This window comes from Maribacter flavus, from assembly GCF_008386635.1.
GTDB lineage: Bacteria > Bacteroidota > Bacteroidia > Flavobacteriales > Flavobacteriaceae > Maribacter > Maribacter flavus.
Window position 1 is genome coordinate 565,083 of sequence record NZ_VUOE01000001.1, and the last position, 15,823, is coordinate 580,905.

Annotated in this window: 22 protein-coding genes; 2 read left to right on the top strand and 20 right to left on the bottom strand. The window is 38.1% G+C overall.

What is annotated here, in order from left to right; all coding sequences use genetic code 11:
* Positions 1–437: 437 nt before the first annotated feature.
* The 7 genes from F0361_RS02595 to F0361_RS02625 form a co-directional block, all read right to left on the bottom strand.
* Positions 438–737: a helix-turn-helix domain-containing protein gene (locus F0361_RS02595; RefSeq protein WP_154917098.1), complete on the bottom strand. Its 300-nt coding sequence runs from the start codon at positions 735–737 to the stop codon at positions 438–440.
* Between the two features lie 153 nt (positions 738–890).
* Positions 891–2,369 (bottom strand): hypothetical protein, encoded by a 1,479-nt coding sequence (locus tag F0361_RS02600; protein ID WP_154917099.1) that lies wholly within the window; start codon positions 2,367–2,369, stop codon positions 891–893.
* A gap of 117 nt (positions 2,370–2,486) precedes the next feature.
* Entirely contained in the window at positions 2,487–3,722 is a 1,236-nt protein-coding gene (locus tag F0361_RS02605; protein WP_154917100.1) for a site-specific integrase, read from the bottom strand.
* 279 nt (positions 3,723–4,001) lie between these two features.
* Positions 4,002–4,223, bottom strand: coding sequence for a hypothetical protein (locus F0361_RS02610; protein WP_154917101.1), 222 nt, complete (start codon positions 4,221–4,223; stop codon positions 4,002–4,004).
* 52 nt (positions 4,224–4,275) lie between these two features.
* Complete coding sequence (locus tag F0361_RS02615) at positions 4,276–4,536, bottom strand: hypothetical protein (protein ID WP_154917102.1); 261 nt, start codon at positions 4,534–4,536, stop codon at positions 4,276–4,278.
* An 18-nt stretch (positions 4,537–4,554) separates the two neighbouring features.
* A complete protein-coding gene (locus tag F0361_RS02620; protein ID WP_154917103.1) occupies positions 4,555–4,860 on the bottom strand; it encodes an SH3 beta-barrel fold-containing protein in 306 nt (101 codons plus the stop codon).
* Positions 4,861–4,864: 4 nt separating this feature from the next.
* Positions 4,865–5,104 carry a hypothetical protein gene (locus F0361_RS02625; protein WP_154917104.1) on the bottom strand — a complete coding sequence of 80 codons (240 nt, stop codon included), beginning with the start codon at positions 5,102–5,104 and terminating at the stop codon, positions 4,865–4,867.
* 133 nt (positions 5,105–5,237) lie between these two features.
* Between F0361_RS02625 and F0361_RS02630 the strand changes: the two genes are divergently transcribed.
* Positions 5,238–5,540 (top strand): helix-turn-helix domain-containing protein, encoded by a 303-nt coding sequence (locus F0361_RS02630; RefSeq protein ID WP_154917105.1) that lies wholly within the window; start codon positions 5,238–5,240, stop codon positions 5,538–5,540.
* Here F0361_RS02630 and F0361_RS02635 read toward each other — a convergent pair.
* A complete protein-coding gene (locus F0361_RS02635) occupies positions 5,537–6,376 on the bottom strand; it encodes a hypothetical protein (protein WP_154917106.1) in 840 nt (279 codons plus the stop codon). The two genes, F0361_RS02630 and F0361_RS02635, sit on opposite strands and share 4 nt — an antisense overlap.
* Positions 6,377–6,613, bottom strand: a complete 237-nt coding sequence (locus F0361_RS02640; protein WP_154917107.1) for a hypothetical protein — start codon at positions 6,611–6,613, stop codon at positions 6,377–6,379.
* Positions 6,614–6,809: 196 nt separating this feature from the next.
* Here F0361_RS02640 and F0361_RS02645 point away from each other — a divergent pair, with 196 nt between their 5' ends.
* The gene (locus F0361_RS02645) at positions 6,810–7,115 is read left to right on the top strand and encodes a hypothetical protein (protein ID WP_154917108.1); all 306 of its coding nucleotides are present in this window, start codon (positions 6,810–6,812) and stop codon (positions 7,113–7,115) included.
* Positions 7,116–7,138: 23 nt separating this feature from the next.
* Here F0361_RS02645 and F0361_RS02650 read toward each other — a convergent pair whose 3' ends face one another.
* From F0361_RS02650 to F0361_RS02700, 11 genes are all read right to left on the bottom strand, one after another.
* The gene (locus F0361_RS02650; protein ID WP_154917109.1) at positions 7,139–7,993 is read right to left on the bottom strand and encodes a hypothetical protein; all 855 of its coding nucleotides are present in this window, start codon (positions 7,991–7,993) and stop codon (positions 7,139–7,141) included.
* Positions 7,994–8,015: 22 nt separating this feature from the next.
* The gene (locus F0361_RS02655; protein WP_154917110.1) at positions 8,016–8,261 is read right to left on the bottom strand and encodes a hypothetical protein; all 246 of its coding nucleotides are present in this window, start codon (positions 8,259–8,261) and stop codon (positions 8,016–8,018) included.
* Between the two features lie 200 nt (positions 8,262–8,461).
* Positions 8,462–9,007 (bottom strand): hypothetical protein, encoded by a 546-nt coding sequence (locus F0361_RS02660; RefSeq protein WP_154917111.1) that lies wholly within the window; start codon positions 9,005–9,007, stop codon positions 8,462–8,464.
* Between the two features lie 5 nt (positions 9,008–9,012).
* Entirely contained in the window at positions 9,013–9,303 is a 291-nt protein-coding gene (locus F0361_RS02665) for a hypothetical protein (protein WP_154917112.1), read from the bottom strand.
* Positions 9,287–9,592 (bottom strand): hypothetical protein, encoded by a 306-nt coding sequence (locus F0361_RS18820; RefSeq protein WP_211361135.1) that lies wholly within the window; start codon positions 9,590–9,592, stop codon positions 9,287–9,289. Before F0361_RS18820 ends, F0361_RS02665 begins: the two co-directional genes overlap by 17 nt.
* A 362-nt stretch (positions 9,593–9,954) precedes the next feature.
* Positions 9,955–12,354, bottom strand: coding sequence for a hypothetical protein (locus tag F0361_RS02675; RefSeq protein ID WP_154917113.1), 2,400 nt, complete (start codon positions 12,352–12,354; stop codon positions 9,955–9,957).
* The gene (locus tag F0361_RS02680) at positions 12,339–12,587 is read right to left on the bottom strand and encodes a hypothetical protein (RefSeq protein ID WP_154917114.1); all 249 of its coding nucleotides are present in this window, start codon (positions 12,585–12,587) and stop codon (positions 12,339–12,341) included. The genes F0361_RS02675 and F0361_RS02680 overlap by 16 nt, the downstream gene beginning before the upstream one ends.
* Complete coding sequence (locus F0361_RS02685) at positions 12,584–12,982, bottom strand: hypothetical protein (RefSeq protein ID WP_154917115.1); 399 nt, start codon at positions 12,980–12,982, stop codon at positions 12,584–12,586. Before F0361_RS02685 ends, F0361_RS02680 begins: the two co-directional genes overlap by 4 nt.
* A 4-nt stretch (positions 12,983–12,986) precedes the next feature.
* Complete coding sequence (locus F0361_RS02690; RefSeq protein WP_154917116.1) at positions 12,987–13,268, bottom strand: helix-turn-helix domain-containing protein; 282 nt, start codon at positions 13,266–13,268, stop codon at positions 12,987–12,989.
* An 81-nt stretch (positions 13,269–13,349) separates the two neighbouring features.
* Positions 13,350–14,090, bottom strand: coding sequence for an RteC domain-containing protein (locus F0361_RS02695; RefSeq protein ID WP_154917117.1), 741 nt, complete (start codon positions 14,088–14,090; stop codon positions 13,350–13,352).
* 12 nt (positions 14,091–14,102) lie between these two features.
* Positions 14,103–15,479, bottom strand: a complete 1,377-nt coding sequence (locus tag F0361_RS02700) for a tyrosine-type recombinase/integrase (RefSeq protein ID WP_154917118.1) — start codon at positions 15,477–15,479, stop codon at positions 14,103–14,105.
* Between the last annotated feature and the right edge of the window lie 344 nt (positions 15,480–15,823).

The window sequence follows — 15,823 nt, forward strand, 5'->3', positions numbered from 1 at the left end:
ATATAACCAATTATTTTAAGACTTACTTTCCAAGTTAGATAATATCGTGCATCCCTATTTGTTTGAATTAATGATAAAAAAATAAGTGAATCAAGGCTGTAGATACTAGAAATAAATCTTAATCATTGAATAATAAGGAAATTTATCAACCAGGTGATACTTATCAAGTTACTTCGAAACAACCGTGATTTTCTGTAAGCAATAAATTAAATCATTAAACATTTAGATATTTTAAAATCCAAATAGGGTTAGTATTCAAAAAAATCCTGTACATGATATTTATATATATATATATATAAATATTGTAGATACCCCTAAAATTAGGGTAAAATTTTATCCCTCAATTAACAATAAAACAAGATATCTTCAATAACGAATATTATACCTATTAGAATCAAAAAAATTTGCTTAAGAAGAATGAGACTTCAATTACTAAATTAAAATCGAGACCTTCTGATAAAAGCATTTTTTCGAGCCAAGTCCAATAACTCTTTTTTAGAAAAGAAAATAGCCCTTCCAATTTGATAATAGGGCACAATTTTTTTCTTCTTCCAACTGATCAATGAGGTCACCGAGATGCCCAAGAATTTGGCCGCTTCCTGTTGGGTGAGCCTATCGTCCTCAGGATTGATAGAAGTCTCGTTTATTAATTCCGTTTTACGAAGTTCTTCCAAGACCATTTTTACGGTTCTTTTCAAATCCTCCTTCGTGTGCGTGTAGAAAAGTATATTTCCCATGTGTAGTGTATTTAAGCCGGGTGAAAAAGCCGGATACCTAAATTGGGAACAATTTGGAAAAACTGGGTTGCACTACAGGAAATAGTGCATTAACCCTTTCAAACGTTCCATATAGTGCAATAGTTGAGAGTAATGCAATTTTTGACGGTGCACTTAACTGTCAATCCTTAGGATGGAACGAACCCGTCTTCTAATGGTATCATCGGGGAATAGGTGGTGTTCATCATTTGGAATTCGTATCAGGGAACTGTAACTAAAGCCATCTTTGCCATTTTTTTCATGTATATCCTCATCAAGGGTTCGGATAATCTGGGTCTTGTTGCTTACCAAATAGTCCTTATCGGATAGGTAAAGTAATAATTTCGCAAAGTTCTTGGCATGTTCCGAAGGTATAAAGGTCATCGGCTTGTACCCGTAGTTGTTTACTGTTCGCTTGGAATAATCCGTTTTCTCATCATACTCGAATGAAAAGGTACGATATATGAAACTCTCTAACGCCTTATTCCTCTCATCGTCGATTCTTAATTTGATATGTGCAAAAAATTCGATTAAAGCCTTTTTCAGTTTTAATTGCGAACCCTTTTTCGAAATTATGATTTGATTTTTAGAAGGCTTCTCTTCTTCTACTTTTACCTCCTTGTTCAAATCCGAGGTTTTGAGATTTATTAACCACTTTCGATATTCATAAGAATTAACTAAAGGTGGTGATGACATTTTCAAAGTTTTCATAGCCGTTTCCTTATCCTCAACAAAATAGGCCTTACCCTTTGCATAGGAAACCATATCTTGAAAATAACGCTCCTTTGTAATTTGTTGTAGCTCATCTAACAAATACAGTGCCCTAGCCTTCACAAGCGTAAAAAACCTTTTATCCTGAAGTGCGTCCAAGACCAGTCGTTTCCATTGTTCGAAACCAACTGTTAAAGGCAACAACATCGCTTCCCTTGCCATAAATGCCATCGGGAGAGAATGTTTCGGTTTAACCAAAAAAATCTTCTTTATTTTTTCCCCTTCCACATAAATAGACTCATTCAAAGTCAATTTTAATGAGTTCACCTCCCTTTCCACATTCATAAGAAGGTAATTGATGGCGTGACCATAGAATGGAGCCGAATTCTTATCGGGAAAGTCGTAGACAGGAAAGAAAAGCCGTTCCTCCAAGGACATTAAATGTAACAAGCGTTCATAATCCACTTCTGGTTCGATAAGGCATCCTTTAGCTTTGTAATAAAATAAGAACCGATTTACCGACTCCAAGGAGTATACCTCGTCTTTTAAATACTTAATGGTTCCATAACCCATACGGAAGAATTTTATGCAATCCTTTCGAAATCTGTTCGGAAGAAACGGTCCTTCTAAAGGTTCATGGAAAACAGCAACCTCCCTAGGTTCTGTTGGGAGGTACTTTTTAGGTTTTAAGGCAGAAAAATCGAATAGAATATCCAAGTTGGCCAATAGGATATCGTCCTTGATATTCTCCAATAACCATCCTAACAAATGATAGTACTGATATGGACTTAGATTTTTAATCTTTCTCCTAGTGAACTCCTTGAACTCTTTGGTCTGGAAATCACTAAAGAAAAAAAGAATAATCGAATCGAGGGATTCTTCTATATTTAAGTATTTGGCCAAAAGCGATTCGTTTGAAAATAGTCTTATTCAAACGGGATTATTACAAAAATCTTATATATATAATTGGAATAGAGCTAATTGACTGATTTTAAAATATATTTATTGAGAAAGACATAACTAAATATTGTTCCACGCCTTGGACATTTCCTCCTGCTTAAGGTTTTCAGCTATTTTGACATAACGCCGAAACGTTTCCTCCTTTTTATGTCCAGTAATATTTCGTACTACCATCTCCTTCATACCTAAAACCAGACTATTGGTCACAAACGTTTTTCGGGCTGTATGACTTGTTATAAGCTCATATTTTGGAACAGTCTTATCCAAACGTTTTGTACCCCGATACCGCGTTATCGAAGTGGGGGCATCAATTCCTGCAAAACGGCAACATTCCTTGACATACGAATTGAATTTTTGAGAGGAGATTATGGGCAAAGGTTCCCAGATGGTATCCTTGTACCTTCTTAAAATTTCCTTTGCATATTCATTTAATGGAATCCGATGATCTATGGTCCGGGTCTTTTGAATGTTAAGCTTAATCTCGTTCTCCATGATGTTTGATGGCCTAAGGTTTTTTAAATCCGAAAATCTTAAGCCCGTAAAGCATCCAAAACAATAAACATCCCGAACCCTACGTAATTTTTCCTTTTCGAATTCGTAGTGGTAGAGTTTCATCAACTCCTCAAGAGTTAAATAAATTACTTCGATATCCTCTTCAGGAGCTTGAAATTTCAAAAAGTCCACATTTTCATGGTAATCATTTTCCATGGCCCAGCGCATAAATGTCTTTAACGTTGTAATCAACCTTGAGAAATAATTGTTTTTTGTTTTCTTTTCTACAAAACAGAATTCCTGAAACTTGGCAAAGAATTCTTTATTGATGGTATCAAAGCGTAAGGCATATTTTTTCCGTTCGCTGAAATCCTTAAATACATTTAAAGCAGTTACATAGGATTTAATGGTTCTTTCTGCTTTGGTCAGTTTTCCAGAATCGATAAATTCATTAAAACAAAGCACAAAATCCTTGGATACGTTGACTACCATATCTGAATCAAATCGAGCCAAAAAATCTACCTGGCTAGGAGCCATGTCATTTAGGTGGTAGAATCGAAAAATTTCTTTCGCTTTTTGTTCAAAACGCTCGATCTTATCATTGTACTCCAAATGATAATTGTATGGTTCAGATTTATTGGGAGCTTTTATACGTTCATTTTTTTCATTCCAATGTTTTAAACTGGACTTGGCTCCTTCCACTGTTCTTCTTATTCGAAATCCATCGAAGGTAATCACAGCCCTAACAGGCATTAAACCATGCCTATCAATCTTGTCCTTTCTTATCTCAAATGAAACTTGCATACTGTGTAAAGATATGAAACCTGATAAAATAGGGGGCAAAATAGGGGGCAGTATTTCTGTAAAAATTAAAAAAGTTTAATTTTATTGAACATCAAAAGCCCAATATACATCGATACTAAGGGGTATAAGTGCATAAAAGAAGGTTTAGGGTATATGGTACTCCCGCCTCGAGTACAAAAACCCTTGTTAATCTTTTGATTTTCAAGGGTTTTTTATTTTGTTGTTCAAAAATTGTACGTATATCTGTACGTATGGATGAAATTAACAAGATTTAAACTTTTATTCCCCATCCATCAAAGGGTTCCAGTTCGCCTTTTTAAGGTCGGGTTTCAACTCCCTTAAAGCTTCGATAAGCCCCTCGTCGTTTTCATCCTCCGACCATCTAAAGACGGCCCGGAGAATATCCTCCATGTTGTCCCTGTAGATGTTGAAATGTGAGGTCGAGCCTCCCGAAATTCCCGAAGGCTTTTCCTTTGTCCTACTGATCCTGTATTTTTCCATTTATCGACCGATTAAAATAAGGCCCCTAAAAAATAAGGGGCCGTTGATGTTCCTAATATCCTGTAGCAATCTCGGATTCCGAACTGGATGTTTTAAGTTCGTGGGGCCGTCTATTGGCCCAGTCGATATCCGGTAATGTCCTTTCGAGTTCCTTGATGAGGTTGTCGTTGTCCGAGTCCTTCGACCAGTTATAGACGGCCATCGCAATATCCTCCAATGTGTCGTGATCGAGCGCGAAATGCGTCTTGTTGCCGTTGAACTCCCCATGTCTTACCTCCTTTGATTTCCTGAAAAGATGCTTTGTGTTTCCCATTGTATTTGTATTTAAAGATTAATAGATCCTAATTAGATTACCGGCCCTGAAACTCCTGAAACCGTTGGCCTCTATATCGAAATAGGCTACCGTCGATAGATTGCCCTTTCCGGTTCCCTTGATACCAAGTTCCCCTTTCAGCGTTCCCCATGCATATCTAAGACTGCCATCGGCTTTTTCGTAGGCGAACCTTACCTTATTTGATAACATGGCCTTTTTCAACCTATAACATTCCCATGCCTTTACCAAACAGATGGCGAAGGACTTTCCCGTTGACCTGGCGATCTCGTGCGCCCTTTTGAATACTTGGCTCCTGAATTTCATATCGTTAAAATTTATCGTTTATGTAATCGGCAAACGCCCTCTTTGTAATTATGACCACCGTTGAACCCTCGTTCGGGAAGTAGAAACATTTGTCGGCCCTCTCCTCGATTTCAAGAATGGCGTTACCAAGACCCCTCAAGGAATCGAACGTCCTTGCCTTTCCATCGATAACAAGTCTGGAGACCTTGCCCCTTAGCGTTCCGATATCGTTTCTTAGTTCCTTTTTCAGTTCTTTGATGTCCATAATTAAATTATTACATTAATAATACTCTATAAATATAAGTATTACTTTAATATAATACAAGTTTTACTATAATTATTTTTACTTAAATTATAGTTTTACTTTAATTTACTACCTTTGTATTAAATCTTAGATTATGGAACTATTGAGATTAAAGGATATCATGGCCCAAAAAGGGGTGTCCGGTAAGGAACTGGCGAAATCCGTAGGGGTTACGCCCGTATCGATAAGTAATATAGTCCAGGGGAACAGCTTTCCAAAACCTGAATTGTTGTTGGCCATTGCCGACCGTCTCGATGTGGATGTAAGGGAACTGTTCAATCCTACCAAAAAGGGAAGCGTAGGGAACCTCAACGGCTTTGTTGAGCACAATGGGGAGATCCATAGAATAACATCCCTTGAGGATTTACGGGTTTTGATGGATAGGGTCGAAGGTTAATCCTTTAAGTACTCGATGAACTTTATCGCTAGACCAGTAGGTCTGTTGTTTTTAAATTCGCCAGTATCGCTTATCCTTCCAGCGCTGGGATTGAAAATAAGGCCCATTGAAACTAATTCGGCTTCCATGAACTCTTTCATGTCTGGGTTAAAATTAAGTAGAATCGATTCCCTTTCATTGAAAATATTCTGGACTCTTTGGTTGTTTTCCGAAACGGATTTACTGTTATTATCGAATTGAATATCAAAGTACATCTTTTCAATTTTAGGTAAATCCTGTTCACCTAATTTTTTAGCTTTTGCAAAAGCATCTTCCCTTTGGCTTGTATGCTTTTCCTTTTCGGTGTTCAATTCTCCAAGATTTTTAAATAACGTGTTAAGTTCCTTTTGTGATTCTACAAAATGACCTAACACCAAAACTTGACTATCCGTCAAGGACCCGGCCAAATTCAAAAACTTCTCAACATAATCGAACTCGGTCGGTTCTATTATTTGATTCTTGATAATATTCTTGAGCCTTTTAATCCTTTCCTCATTATTGTTTCTGGAAGCCTTGACCATTGCCAGTTCCACCAAGTCCCAAGTGGTTGTCTTGTCTATTTTGGAAAGGTCATAGCTATCGGTCAAAATTTTAAGGTCCCTTTCCAGAAGTTCAAAAAACTTGAATACCCTATCTTGTTTTACCTTGGATTGCATACTCAACATTTCAGTAAGGAAATTACCTAGTACCATACCCGAAAAAGGATCCCCGGTCAATGCCGTTGTAGCGGTACCACCGAATATCGTTATGACCGTTGAAAATGCCTTTTTATAATTGTCCTTCTCCTCCTCTTTCATTCAAAACGATTTAGGAACGTTACTATATCTATCCAGTGAACCGCCCTCGACGAACGAACCTATTTCCAGAATTTTGTTCATTGGCGAATCGTACATCACTTCGACCCAGAAATAGGAAAGTGAATAAAGGGCATAGGTTATCCTACCATCCTTTACACTATCGACGAACTGACCATTTGTAAATACGGTATCGTATTTATCGTGATCGCTTAGAGAGTTGAATTCGTAGATTCCCATAGATTTTCTTCCTTAAGTGGCTTATGCCCCTGTACCAAAATGTACACCCTTTAATTAATCAAGTAATATAAGATTTCATCCCTATTTACCGGAAATTGACTCGTTCTAAATTAAGGGAATTTATGTTAAACTATCGACCCGAAATGATTGGCTTTTTAAATTTGGATAATTTCCAATTAATCGGATATTTTCCAAAATGCGATCAGAGAAATACGACCTTACAAAAGAGGAACTTGATAAATGGATAAAGGACGCCTGTTTAAAGGCCATAGGTTATTTGAAGGTCGAGAACTATGGGGGCAAATACGCACTAGTGGAAAAGGGAATCTATACCGTGGTCGACCGGGGCCATGAGGTCGAACATAAGAAATCAAGGGAAGCGATTTACTCCATCTTTTCAAGGTTGATAAACCGATACCTCAACTTTGAGAGAAACGGTTACTCCTACCATTACAACAAAGGTTCATGGAGAAGGTGCAAGCTAAACACGGTAACGAAATGATTATTTAGAACGTTTTTAAATAACTAAACCCCCATTGGAAGTCCCTCGTACACGTCCAACATCAGTTCACATTTTTGGATTTCGTTTCGAAGGCTGTCTATTTGGATTTGAAGTTCCTTTGTTCCTTCATTTGCCGGAGCAACTGATTGAACGGTTTGCGCATCGTTTTTAAAGTAATGTCCTACCACAACGAAAAGACCTATCAAAAACGAAAAGCAAGTCAAGTAAAATAGCACATTCGAAGCCGAGTAGAAAAACCACATCCTCTTGGGTTTATTGACCTTTTTATTTATTTCTACCCCTTTGTCACCTAAAATGCCCCTTAAGGTTTCTTTGAATACCTCGGTTTCCATTGCCAATCGGCTAAGTTTTATCTCATCGTATTTTTCGACCAGTCTTGTACGAATCTGCTCTTTATCGGTTTCCCAATTTAACCCCACAAAATCGGATTCATCTGCGATGTGCCCAAAATCTTCCATTAGGTATCGGATTACCTCTTCCAAAGTGGTATTGTTCGGGTCTACATCTCTGGAGTATACAATATCATCCGGTAAATTATACCCTAGAACATGACTATCAAAGGTCATAAGCACATCCAATTGATATTGGGCGAACAACGATAACGATATTCTGTAAAGTAGGCCGAAAAGGACGGTAGCGGCACCAAAAAACACTACATAGGCGGATATACTTTCAACAAATGGATTTGATTCTGATATGGCCCCAATTATTAAGGTAATTGCGGTTATGGAAAAACCCACGAGCCAGACTATTATCCTATCCCATTTTTCATTCTGTTCGTTATAATTCTTAAGATTTTCCTTTACGCTTTTATTGGAACTGGTCAATAAAAACTTTTGAAAGTTGAGGTCGGACATTTACCTATATTTTAAATGATTGCTAATCCCTATCACACCCTTCCTTTACTGATCTGGCCTGTAATTGTTCGGCCGATTTGTTCTCTATAACTGGTAATGAGGTGGAGCGGTCAATCTGCAGCCCCGTCTCATCACATAATTGGATAAAGTGTAGGTTTGAAATCCCAGGGCTTTCCGTTCCCGCCTTTACTTGTGTACATCCACAATCATCGTCATTTGAACAGGATAGTAATAATACAAAGACGGCCAAAAACATTAGATTTCTCATGTTCTACAAATATAATTTAAGGGGAAGTTCTGAAAGATATGTCTTAATGCCTTAGAATCCAATACTCGGCTTGTGTTTCGCTCAAAAATGGACATAAGGTCAATATTACCTAACGGGTTTAGGCCCGATACTATATTCCAAAATTGGAACATAGTACATATCAAAAACAAACGCGGGTAATGACTTCGGATAAACCTTGGTTAATGTGATCTGGTTATTCTTGACTCTACAACTAGGTAATTGTCCTGCACGTTCAATTGCCGTATTGAAAAATGGTATTTCCTATGTGTATAAAATTGGTTCGGCCTGTTATCCTTTCCAAAGTAGGGTTCTGCAAAAAAGGTCTGTTCATAAAACCCGGCCAAAACCTTATTTGAATACTCCAGCCCCTCCAATTGGGCAACGTTGTCCGGTACATTGACTTCCATATCAAAAGAGGTTCCTTCGTATGGATGTTCAAACCTAACTATCTGCTCATTGATTGGTACTAACGTTGTCCATGGATAAACGGGTTCCGTATTGTCCGACCTGATTATGAAGTTTCGGGAAGTACGCCCTTTAGGGGTATACAAACGGTAAACCCCGATTCTAATGGATATTGGGAAATGTTTGTCTTCGGTTGCCATCTTTGGAAGACCCCCCCAACTGGACGTTATCCGTATTCCGATTCTTCCATTTATTAATCCACCTTGGGGCGTTGTCTCAAAGCCTGCACCGCCACCGCCAAGATTTATTTCTTCTGCCATGATATTTATTTTATTGGTTCGCTGAAATCCTGAAATTGAACATGGATCAGGAATGAGACCAGGTCATAGTTTTTCTCGACCTCCATTACCTCATCGACATTATAAATGTTCCTTTCCCCTTCCTTTTTTATGGGGTCTATAAACAAAGCGAATTTCCTTTCCGTCTCCGCATCGGGGAAATAACCCTCATTGGAGCCAAATTCGCTATTGAACATCCCTACCGAAAACTTATTGGTAAGGTTCTTTGTCAACATTAGGAACTCAAGTTCCATTGCACGCCTAGTCGAAGTATCCATCCGCTTCCAGTTTTGATTTTAGTTCCCTTATCCTGATCAATCTCTCCTCTTGTGTCATGTTCATGGTGTCGTCGACCATTTCGGTCCGGTTGAGTTTTGGAAGGGCGTACTCCATGAGTTTGATAAAGGTATCGACCCTGTCCTTTGGGTGTAAAGAGGAAATATCCTCTAAAACCTGATCCCATCTATCCTCCAGAAGTTGGTTTACCTTGTCCCTTAAAAGGGCCGTGTTCCTGTTCGGTGTCCCTTTTGTCCTTCCACCGTATTTTTTTCCCGTGGTATTTGCCATAACTATTTCAAACTATTTTAGTTTTCTTCCTTCCAAAATTGGAAGAAACCTTGATTTTTCCATTTTTCATTACGGTCGGTTGTAATGCATTACGACCGATATGACAACCTATTTTAGGTCTAAACCCCCGTTACTACTGGGTTCATGACATCCATTACGACCGTTTTGTATATTCTTACTACTTATTATTAAAAAATGTTTTTTTACTACTATATTTTTTATTTTTTACGTGTACGTACAATAGGATTAGGTTGTAATGGATGTCATCAGACCAATAAACACGGGGCTTAACACGGATTTAGAGGTTGTAATGAGGTCGTAATGGATGTCATCAGACCAATAAACACGGGGCTTTGAGGTTGTCATTCCTCTACCCATTTCCTTTTATCCGACCTATATTTATACTCCAGTTGGTTCTTTTCGATATAATCGTTCATCAATCTTTTGACGTTGTTCTTATGGAACCACCCCTCGAACCTGAATCGATTACCTATGTCCTTATACTGGTTTAAAAAATCACTTACAGAGAATCCTTCATAATTGTCCTTTATATTATTGAATATCCGTTCGAATTCATCCAGAAAAGCATCGTTGTTGAAATTGGCCCGGAAATTGTCCTCCGTCTTATCATATTCCATTGGCCGTAAACCATGGATAAAATATTCCTTCACACACCTGAAAATGAAAGAATAAAACCTATCCCACTCCTTTTTGTCCCAATCAATGAACAACTTTCTACCGAATACTTTCTTTGGTGTGTTTTCCAGATTGAAATAATCCGAGAACTGCCACTCATAAAAACGTCTATTGGTAGAACTGGCATCGGAATCATACCTGACCGACCAATTTGTTGTTATTATGAATTTTGGGGTTCTCTCCTTGGATATGGAGACCGCGTTAACGCCCTTTAACTGACAAGTAATGTCCCCTGTTATGTTCGTATAAATGGAATCATAGGGAAAATTAGGGGGAACATCGTCTATCACATAAATTCTATGGCTTTCGTTGAGTTCTGCAAATACATGCCTGTATTTTGGGTCGAACTCATCACCCCCTTTTATCATGGATTTTTGGACATAACCGAAAGCACCTGCAAGTATGCTTTTCCCCCTCCCACCGTTCCGGCTTTCGTCGTTGGCTCCCTTATCGCTGAATATCTGGGCAATTGAATCTGACGGGTCCTTAAACCCGTGTACACAATATCCGATCATTGTTCGCCACTTGGAAAAACTGGTCGTATCGTTGCCTTTTAAGTTTGTGAAGGAATCAATCCCTGTTGAAACCATCATTACGAATTTTTCGAAATCGCCTACCTCATCGGTATATTCGAATTCGTGCGATTGGGTATGGTGTGGAGGGAAAAAACCATTTACATCCTTATATTCCTTCCTCTTTATACCGTCCTTCGAACGCTCCATAAAAAAGAACCCATTATTAAAAGCTAGCCCGAAGCTATCCTCATCGTCCTGATAGTATTCCAAAGGAATGGGCTTCATAAGGATCAACCCCCCAGGAATAACGTTTCTGTTATCCTTGGCAAGTCTATTCTGTATATCGGTATCGTCAAACTCGCAGATATCGGCCTTTAACATTGGAACGATGTCCGTTTTGTGGTTCACGGGGTCGATTATCTTGTTGTCCCCCTTGAATATCGTAATGGTGTCGTTACCTTTAATTGAGGCCCTAATAAAATCCTCTTGCAAAAACCAGTCGTGATAAAGTTTTTCCGAGGTTACCAAAGCCCCTTCGGAATCATAGTGATAGAAGTTCTTTTTGGTGTTGACGATTTCCGGTTTTATACATTCCTTGACCGTGAACTCTACATCGCATATTTTCAATTCAGAACATTCGACATTTTCCTTAACGAAAATCCCATCGTGTAACCTTACATAGTTCTGTAATCCATTTGCCTCGACGAATTTATTTATGGCCTCCTCCTCATATTTTACGATATCATTGAACATACCTCCTTTCTGAAAGAACCTTTTTTCAGTAACTACCTCATCGATTCTATCCTTATAGATTGGCCTTAAGACATCCCTTACATAATCTATCGTTACATCTTCGTTTTCAGAATGAAGGTTTAGGGTCCTTAGGAATTTATCCTTATCTATTAAGGAATAGACATCTTCCTTCCTTTTTAAACCAAGTTCATTGTCGATAAAAGTCGGGTACGCCCTTTTTATATCGTACTCCTTGACCTTGAACGGGAGTTCGCCTCTTAGGACTCCGGGTAGATTGGCCAATGGGTTGTACTCCCTATGGTTTTTTGACTTGACCTTGAAAAGAACATCGAATTCCGGCCTATACAATCCTTCCAGCTTGAGCATCATAAATAGTACATACCTTTCATAGGATGATTTATTAAAGGTGTGCTCCCCATCCTTATCGAATTCCCTGTAATATTTATGAAGCTTCTTAATATCGTGCCTAAAGAACTTTTCCGGGAGGGTTTTTCCGTTCTGATAACTTGAGACGTATTTAAAATAATCGTTCCTGTCCAAAGGATTTGATCCTATGAAACCTACATACTGGATCATGACATCGTCGATTCTCTTTCTTAATCCCTTGCTCCTCTTGATTGCATCCGAAAGATTGAAGTCCCTTTTCTTTGAATTCACCTCTGACAATATCCTTTCGGTAAAGCCTACCTTCCAGTTATCGACCAAGTCCCGCCAATTTTCAGGGGTGCCAAAGTCGTTAAAAACCTTATAAGCCTCCTCAAGGTGTACATCCGATATTTTTCTTACTGATTGGCCCATCTGTACATCCTTTTTAATCCTTCCTTGGGGCCATGCCCTTTTAACTTCAAAATCTCGTCTACCAGTTCACTAAGCATTTTTTTATCGTTGAACACATCGACCGGAATTACAACATCGGCAAGGAACTTGTTACCAAGCTTCATCTTTACGAAAACATGGATACCCGATATAGTGAACAGCGGTTTTACCGTTACCTTTCTTGTGCCTGGGTATTCGTTTAGGTCTACTTTCATTTTTTCAGGGATTTTATGAGTTCGACGTCCGATGTAAGAAACTGTACTCCTGTACTCCCGGTTGTGGGGCATTTACCTAGATAGGCCACGGCCAATTCACCCGATTTTTCCAGTTGTCTTTTGATTTGGCAAACATATTTCTGCTTTACCCCGGTAAGCTTCTCTATTGTCGCTGCGGTTGTGGGTTCCGTTGAGGTAGCCTGTAAAACCCTTCTAATGGCATCCTGTCTGAAGATTTCCTTATACGATGGAAAACCAAAGCTTTGCGCTATCGTTTTGTGTTCCTTTACGTTAGGATGGAATTTAAGACTATCGAGGTAGGAAATTAATTTTTGTTTGCTATCTTTAACCCTGTTACCGTCTAAAGCATTAGGGTTGTTACTATTGTCCTCCATTAGTTCAACCCTTTTTTAATTCAACCATTGCATCCTCAACCTCCGACCTTTTATAGTAGACCCTACCCCCTATTTGATGAGCGGTCAAGATTGATTTTTTTGTCCAGTTGTGAACAGTTGACAAATCGATTTGAAGCATTTCGGCCACTTGAGATCTTGTCAAAAATTGTGTGGGTTCCTTGGGCTGGAAATTCTTTTTCAATTCCTGAATCTGGTTTCTTACACCTTCAAGGATTGACTTCTGTAGCTGTTCAGGTGTTACCTGAATGAATTGGATTTGTTGCATAATTGAACATTATTACAGGATTAATAATGCTCAAATTTCAATAGGATTAAACCCCTTGAAAGGATACTTACCAGTAAGTTACTAGCGATTTTTTTCTGAAGTAGAGGCAATGTACTCCTTAAGAGACTTCCTTAAATCATCTATAAATTTTGTCTCGTTTTCGGAAATTCTATTTTTAAATCCTGATATAGTTTTATCTTGATTTAACTCCAAACCGAATATATTTTCAAAAACCTTAAAAATTTCCTTCTGCTGTCCCTTAAGATTTCCATTTTCAATCAAGGCCTTAACCAATTCAATCAAGTTGCTTTTGTCCCCGTGCCAGTCCAAAAGCTGGCTGGTCTGTCCCGATCCGTTTGAGTTATAAGTAAATTTAGGAAGACCATATTTGTCTTCCGATTCTTTTATTTCATACCCTAATTGCTTGGCTTTTTCAAACAAGAATGAATAAGTTCTTTTCCTTGAAAACCTTATTTTCTTTCCTATTTCATCATAACGTCCGGGGTAAAAATCCGGTAAAATAGCGAATTGGTACATTTCGTCTATAATAAAATCGACTTCCAAAGAATCAGGAAACTTTTTATTGTATTCTTGGGCCCTTGTGTTGTAATGAGACCTATAAACTTCAAAAGGACAACCGTTAAAAACTTCCTTTTTATTAATGAGTTCCTGATATTCCGCTTCGAATATATTTTTCAATTCCAAACCGTTCTCCTCCTCCCACACAATCTTTTCAATTTCAATCTGCTCTTTATCACTATGTGAATCCCATTTAAGATGTTCAGGGAAATACATAAAAACCATAGTCTTTTCAAATGCCATATCTAGTGTTATTTAATTAGCAATATTTTCCTTAACTACTTCCAAATTCCCAGACCTTTCCTTTCTAAGTTTCTGCAAATCGTAAAAATCCTTTATTTGCCTTGCATAGTCAAGAGAGTTTTTTCCTATGTACTGCAAAAGCATTTTTTCCGTTGAGTGTTGGGTTATCTGCATTATCAAAGGTGTCGGCAATATACCATAGAGATTTGTAGCAAAGGAACGTCTACAGACATGACTGGACATGAGTTCATACTTTGGGAACGTTCCTGAAATCTTCCTTTTGACGCCTTTTGCGATATATTCGCCTTTATCGTTTCTAGGTATCTCGACCCCATCCTTATCCAACATGGTTATCTTGCTACCTTTGACCCTTTCATCTATTCCCGCCCTTCTACATAGTTCCTTGATATACTTGTTGAGGTTTTGGATTGCGATGGGTTCCGGTAGACCGTCCTTTAATATTGCCTCGGTTTCTTCCAAAATTGGAATAGTTACTTGTTTTCCTGTCTTTTGTTGTTGGATCTCGATTACCTTAAGGCCGTCCCTTTCAATGAAATTGTCCTTTGAAATATTCAGTAAATCCCCTCCACGCTGTCCGATATTGCACCCAAAAAGCAGCCATTTACGGGCATTTTCCAAATATGGGGGCAACAACTTTAAAAACTTAATCGCATTGATTTCTTGATTGTCCAAATATAGGATTTGATTGTTGCCGGGCTTACCTCCCTTTACCTTGGATAATTGGGTATTGACTTCCAGCCCATCGGTTAGGGCATCCCTACAAACTGTTTTTAGATCATCGATTTTTTTACGAGCATAACTTTCTGAATAATTGGACTTATTTATCATCCAATCAAGAAAAGCCTTACCAAAGGAAACATTCACGTCCTTTACTCGATAGGGACTTTTGTTCCCCTGGTAGGTTCTGATAATCTTAAGAAGGTTTTTATAGGAGTTGATACGGCTTTTTGAAAGACCCAGCCCCTTTTTACCGTTCTCCCTTATGTTGGCCGTATCGATTAAATATTGAATACAGTCGGTCAATTTATCGCTACGGACCTCATCTTCGGTATTTGGGTTGTCGTATTCAAAAACTTTAGTTTTTAACCAGTCCTTATCTTCCCGGCTAGGTTTTTCCTTTTTGTAGAAGCTTAGGACATAATTTTCTATTCCGGCAAGTTTTCCATGTACTTCTGAAATTTCGTTTTTGTCATGCCCCGAAAGGTTCCGTTTCTTATGTCTGGTAACCTTCCAGAATTCCTTTGACACTTCGATTTCGGTCTTGGCCTCTAACTGGAATTTTTCTCCATTATCATCTTTGTCCTGTAGCCTAATGGTCAATGGTGCCGATTGCTTGCTAGATCGATACAAAAAATAGATTGTTGCCATAAGAAGTTATTACCTGTCTTTCAAATTTAACAAAAATCAATGGTGGAAAATCAAAATTGTACGCAATTTGTACGCAAGTTATCAACTTATTTAAAGTTTATTCAATTACAATAAACAAGATAAAAAATACCTAAGTAGTTGTATCTATTGAAACTAAAACAGGAAAGACCCTTTTTCCTAGCATTTGTCAAAATATAAAAATGGAAGTATTCAAGTCCCGCCTCGAGTACAGAAACCCTTGTTAATCAACTGATTTTCAAGGGTTTTTAAATTATTATGATTTCGATTTATATAAGCAGTTTCCAAAGCCTCTTATAAAAAAATAGGGATTTTATTTTTTTAGA

Bases quoted from the DNA above. Each gene is read 5' to 3' on its own strand.
- F0361_RS02595 (WP_154917098.1), bottom strand. From the start codon at position 737: ATGGGAAATATACTTTTCTACACGCACACGAAGGAGGATTTGAAAAGA.
- F0361_RS02605 (WP_154917100.1), bottom strand. From the start codon at position 3,722: ATGCAAGTTTCATTTGAGATAAGAAAGGACAAGATTGATAGGCATGGT.
- F0361_RS02610 (WP_154917101.1), bottom strand. From the start codon at position 4,223: ATGGAAAAATACAGGATCAGTAGGACAAAGGAAAAGCCTTCGGGAATT.
- F0361_RS02615 (WP_154917102.1), bottom strand. From the start codon at position 4,536: ATGGGAAACACAAAGCATCTTTTCAGGAAATCAAAGGAGGTAAGACAT.
- F0361_RS02620 (WP_154917103.1), bottom strand. From the start codon at position 4,860: ATGAAATTCAGGAGCCAAGTATTCAAAAGGGCGCACGAGATCGCCAGG.
- F0361_RS02625 (WP_154917104.1), bottom strand. From the start codon at position 5,104: ATGGACATCAAAGAACTGAAAAAGGAACTAAGAAACGATATCGGAACG.
- F0361_RS02630 (WP_154917105.1), top strand. From the start codon at position 5,238: ATGGAACTATTGAGATTAAAGGATATCATGGCCCAAAAAGGGGTGTCC.
- F0361_RS02635 (WP_154917106.1), bottom strand. From the start codon at position 6,376: ATGAAAGAGGAGGAGAAGGACAATTATAAAAAGGCATTTTCAACGGTC.
- F0361_RS02640 (WP_154917107.1), bottom strand. From the start codon at position 6,613: ATGGGAATCTACGAATTCAACTCTCTAAGCGATCACGATAAATACGAT.
- F0361_RS02645 (WP_154917108.1), top strand. From the start codon at position 6,810: ATGCGATCAGAGAAATACGACCTTACAAAAGAGGAACTTGATAAATGG.
- F0361_RS02650 (WP_154917109.1), bottom strand. From the start codon at position 7,993: ATGTCCGACCTCAACTTTCAAAAGTTTTTATTGACCAGTTCCAATAAA.
- F0361_RS02655 (WP_154917110.1), bottom strand. From the start codon at position 8,261: ATGAGAAATCTAATGTTTTTGGCCGTCTTTGTATTATTACTATCCTGT.
- F0361_RS02660 (WP_154917111.1), bottom strand. From the start codon at position 9,007: ATGGCAGAAGAAATAAATCTTGGCGGTGGCGGTGCAGGCTTTGAGACA.
- F0361_RS02665 (WP_154917112.1), bottom strand. From the start codon at position 9,303: ATGGATACTTCGACTAGGCGTGCAATGGAACTTGAGTTCCTAATGTTG.
- F0361_RS18820 (WP_211361135.1), bottom strand. From the start codon at position 9,592: ATGGCAAATACCACGGGAAAAAAATACGGTGGAAGGACAAAAGGGACA.
- F0361_RS02675 (WP_154917113.1), bottom strand. From the start codon at position 12,354: ATGGGCCAATCAGTAAGAAAAATATCGGATGTACACCTTGAGGAGGCT.
- F0361_RS02680 (WP_154917114.1), bottom strand. From the start codon at position 12,587: ATGAAAGTAGACCTAAACGAATACCCAGGCACAAGAAAGGTAACGGTA.
- F0361_RS02685 (WP_154917115.1), bottom strand. From the start codon at position 12,982: ATGGAGGACAATAGTAACAACCCTAATGCTTTAGACGGTAACAGGGTT.
- F0361_RS02690 (WP_154917116.1), bottom strand. From the start codon at position 13,268: ATGCAACAAATCCAATTCATTCAGGTAACACCTGAACAGCTACAGAAG.
- F0361_RS02695 (WP_154917117.1), bottom strand. From the start codon at position 14,090: ATGGCATTTGAAAAGACTATGGTTTTTATGTATTTCCCTGAACATCTT.
- F0361_RS02700 (WP_154917118.1), bottom strand. From the start codon at position 15,479: ATGGCAACAATCTATTTTTTGTATCGATCTAGCAAGCAATCGGCACCA.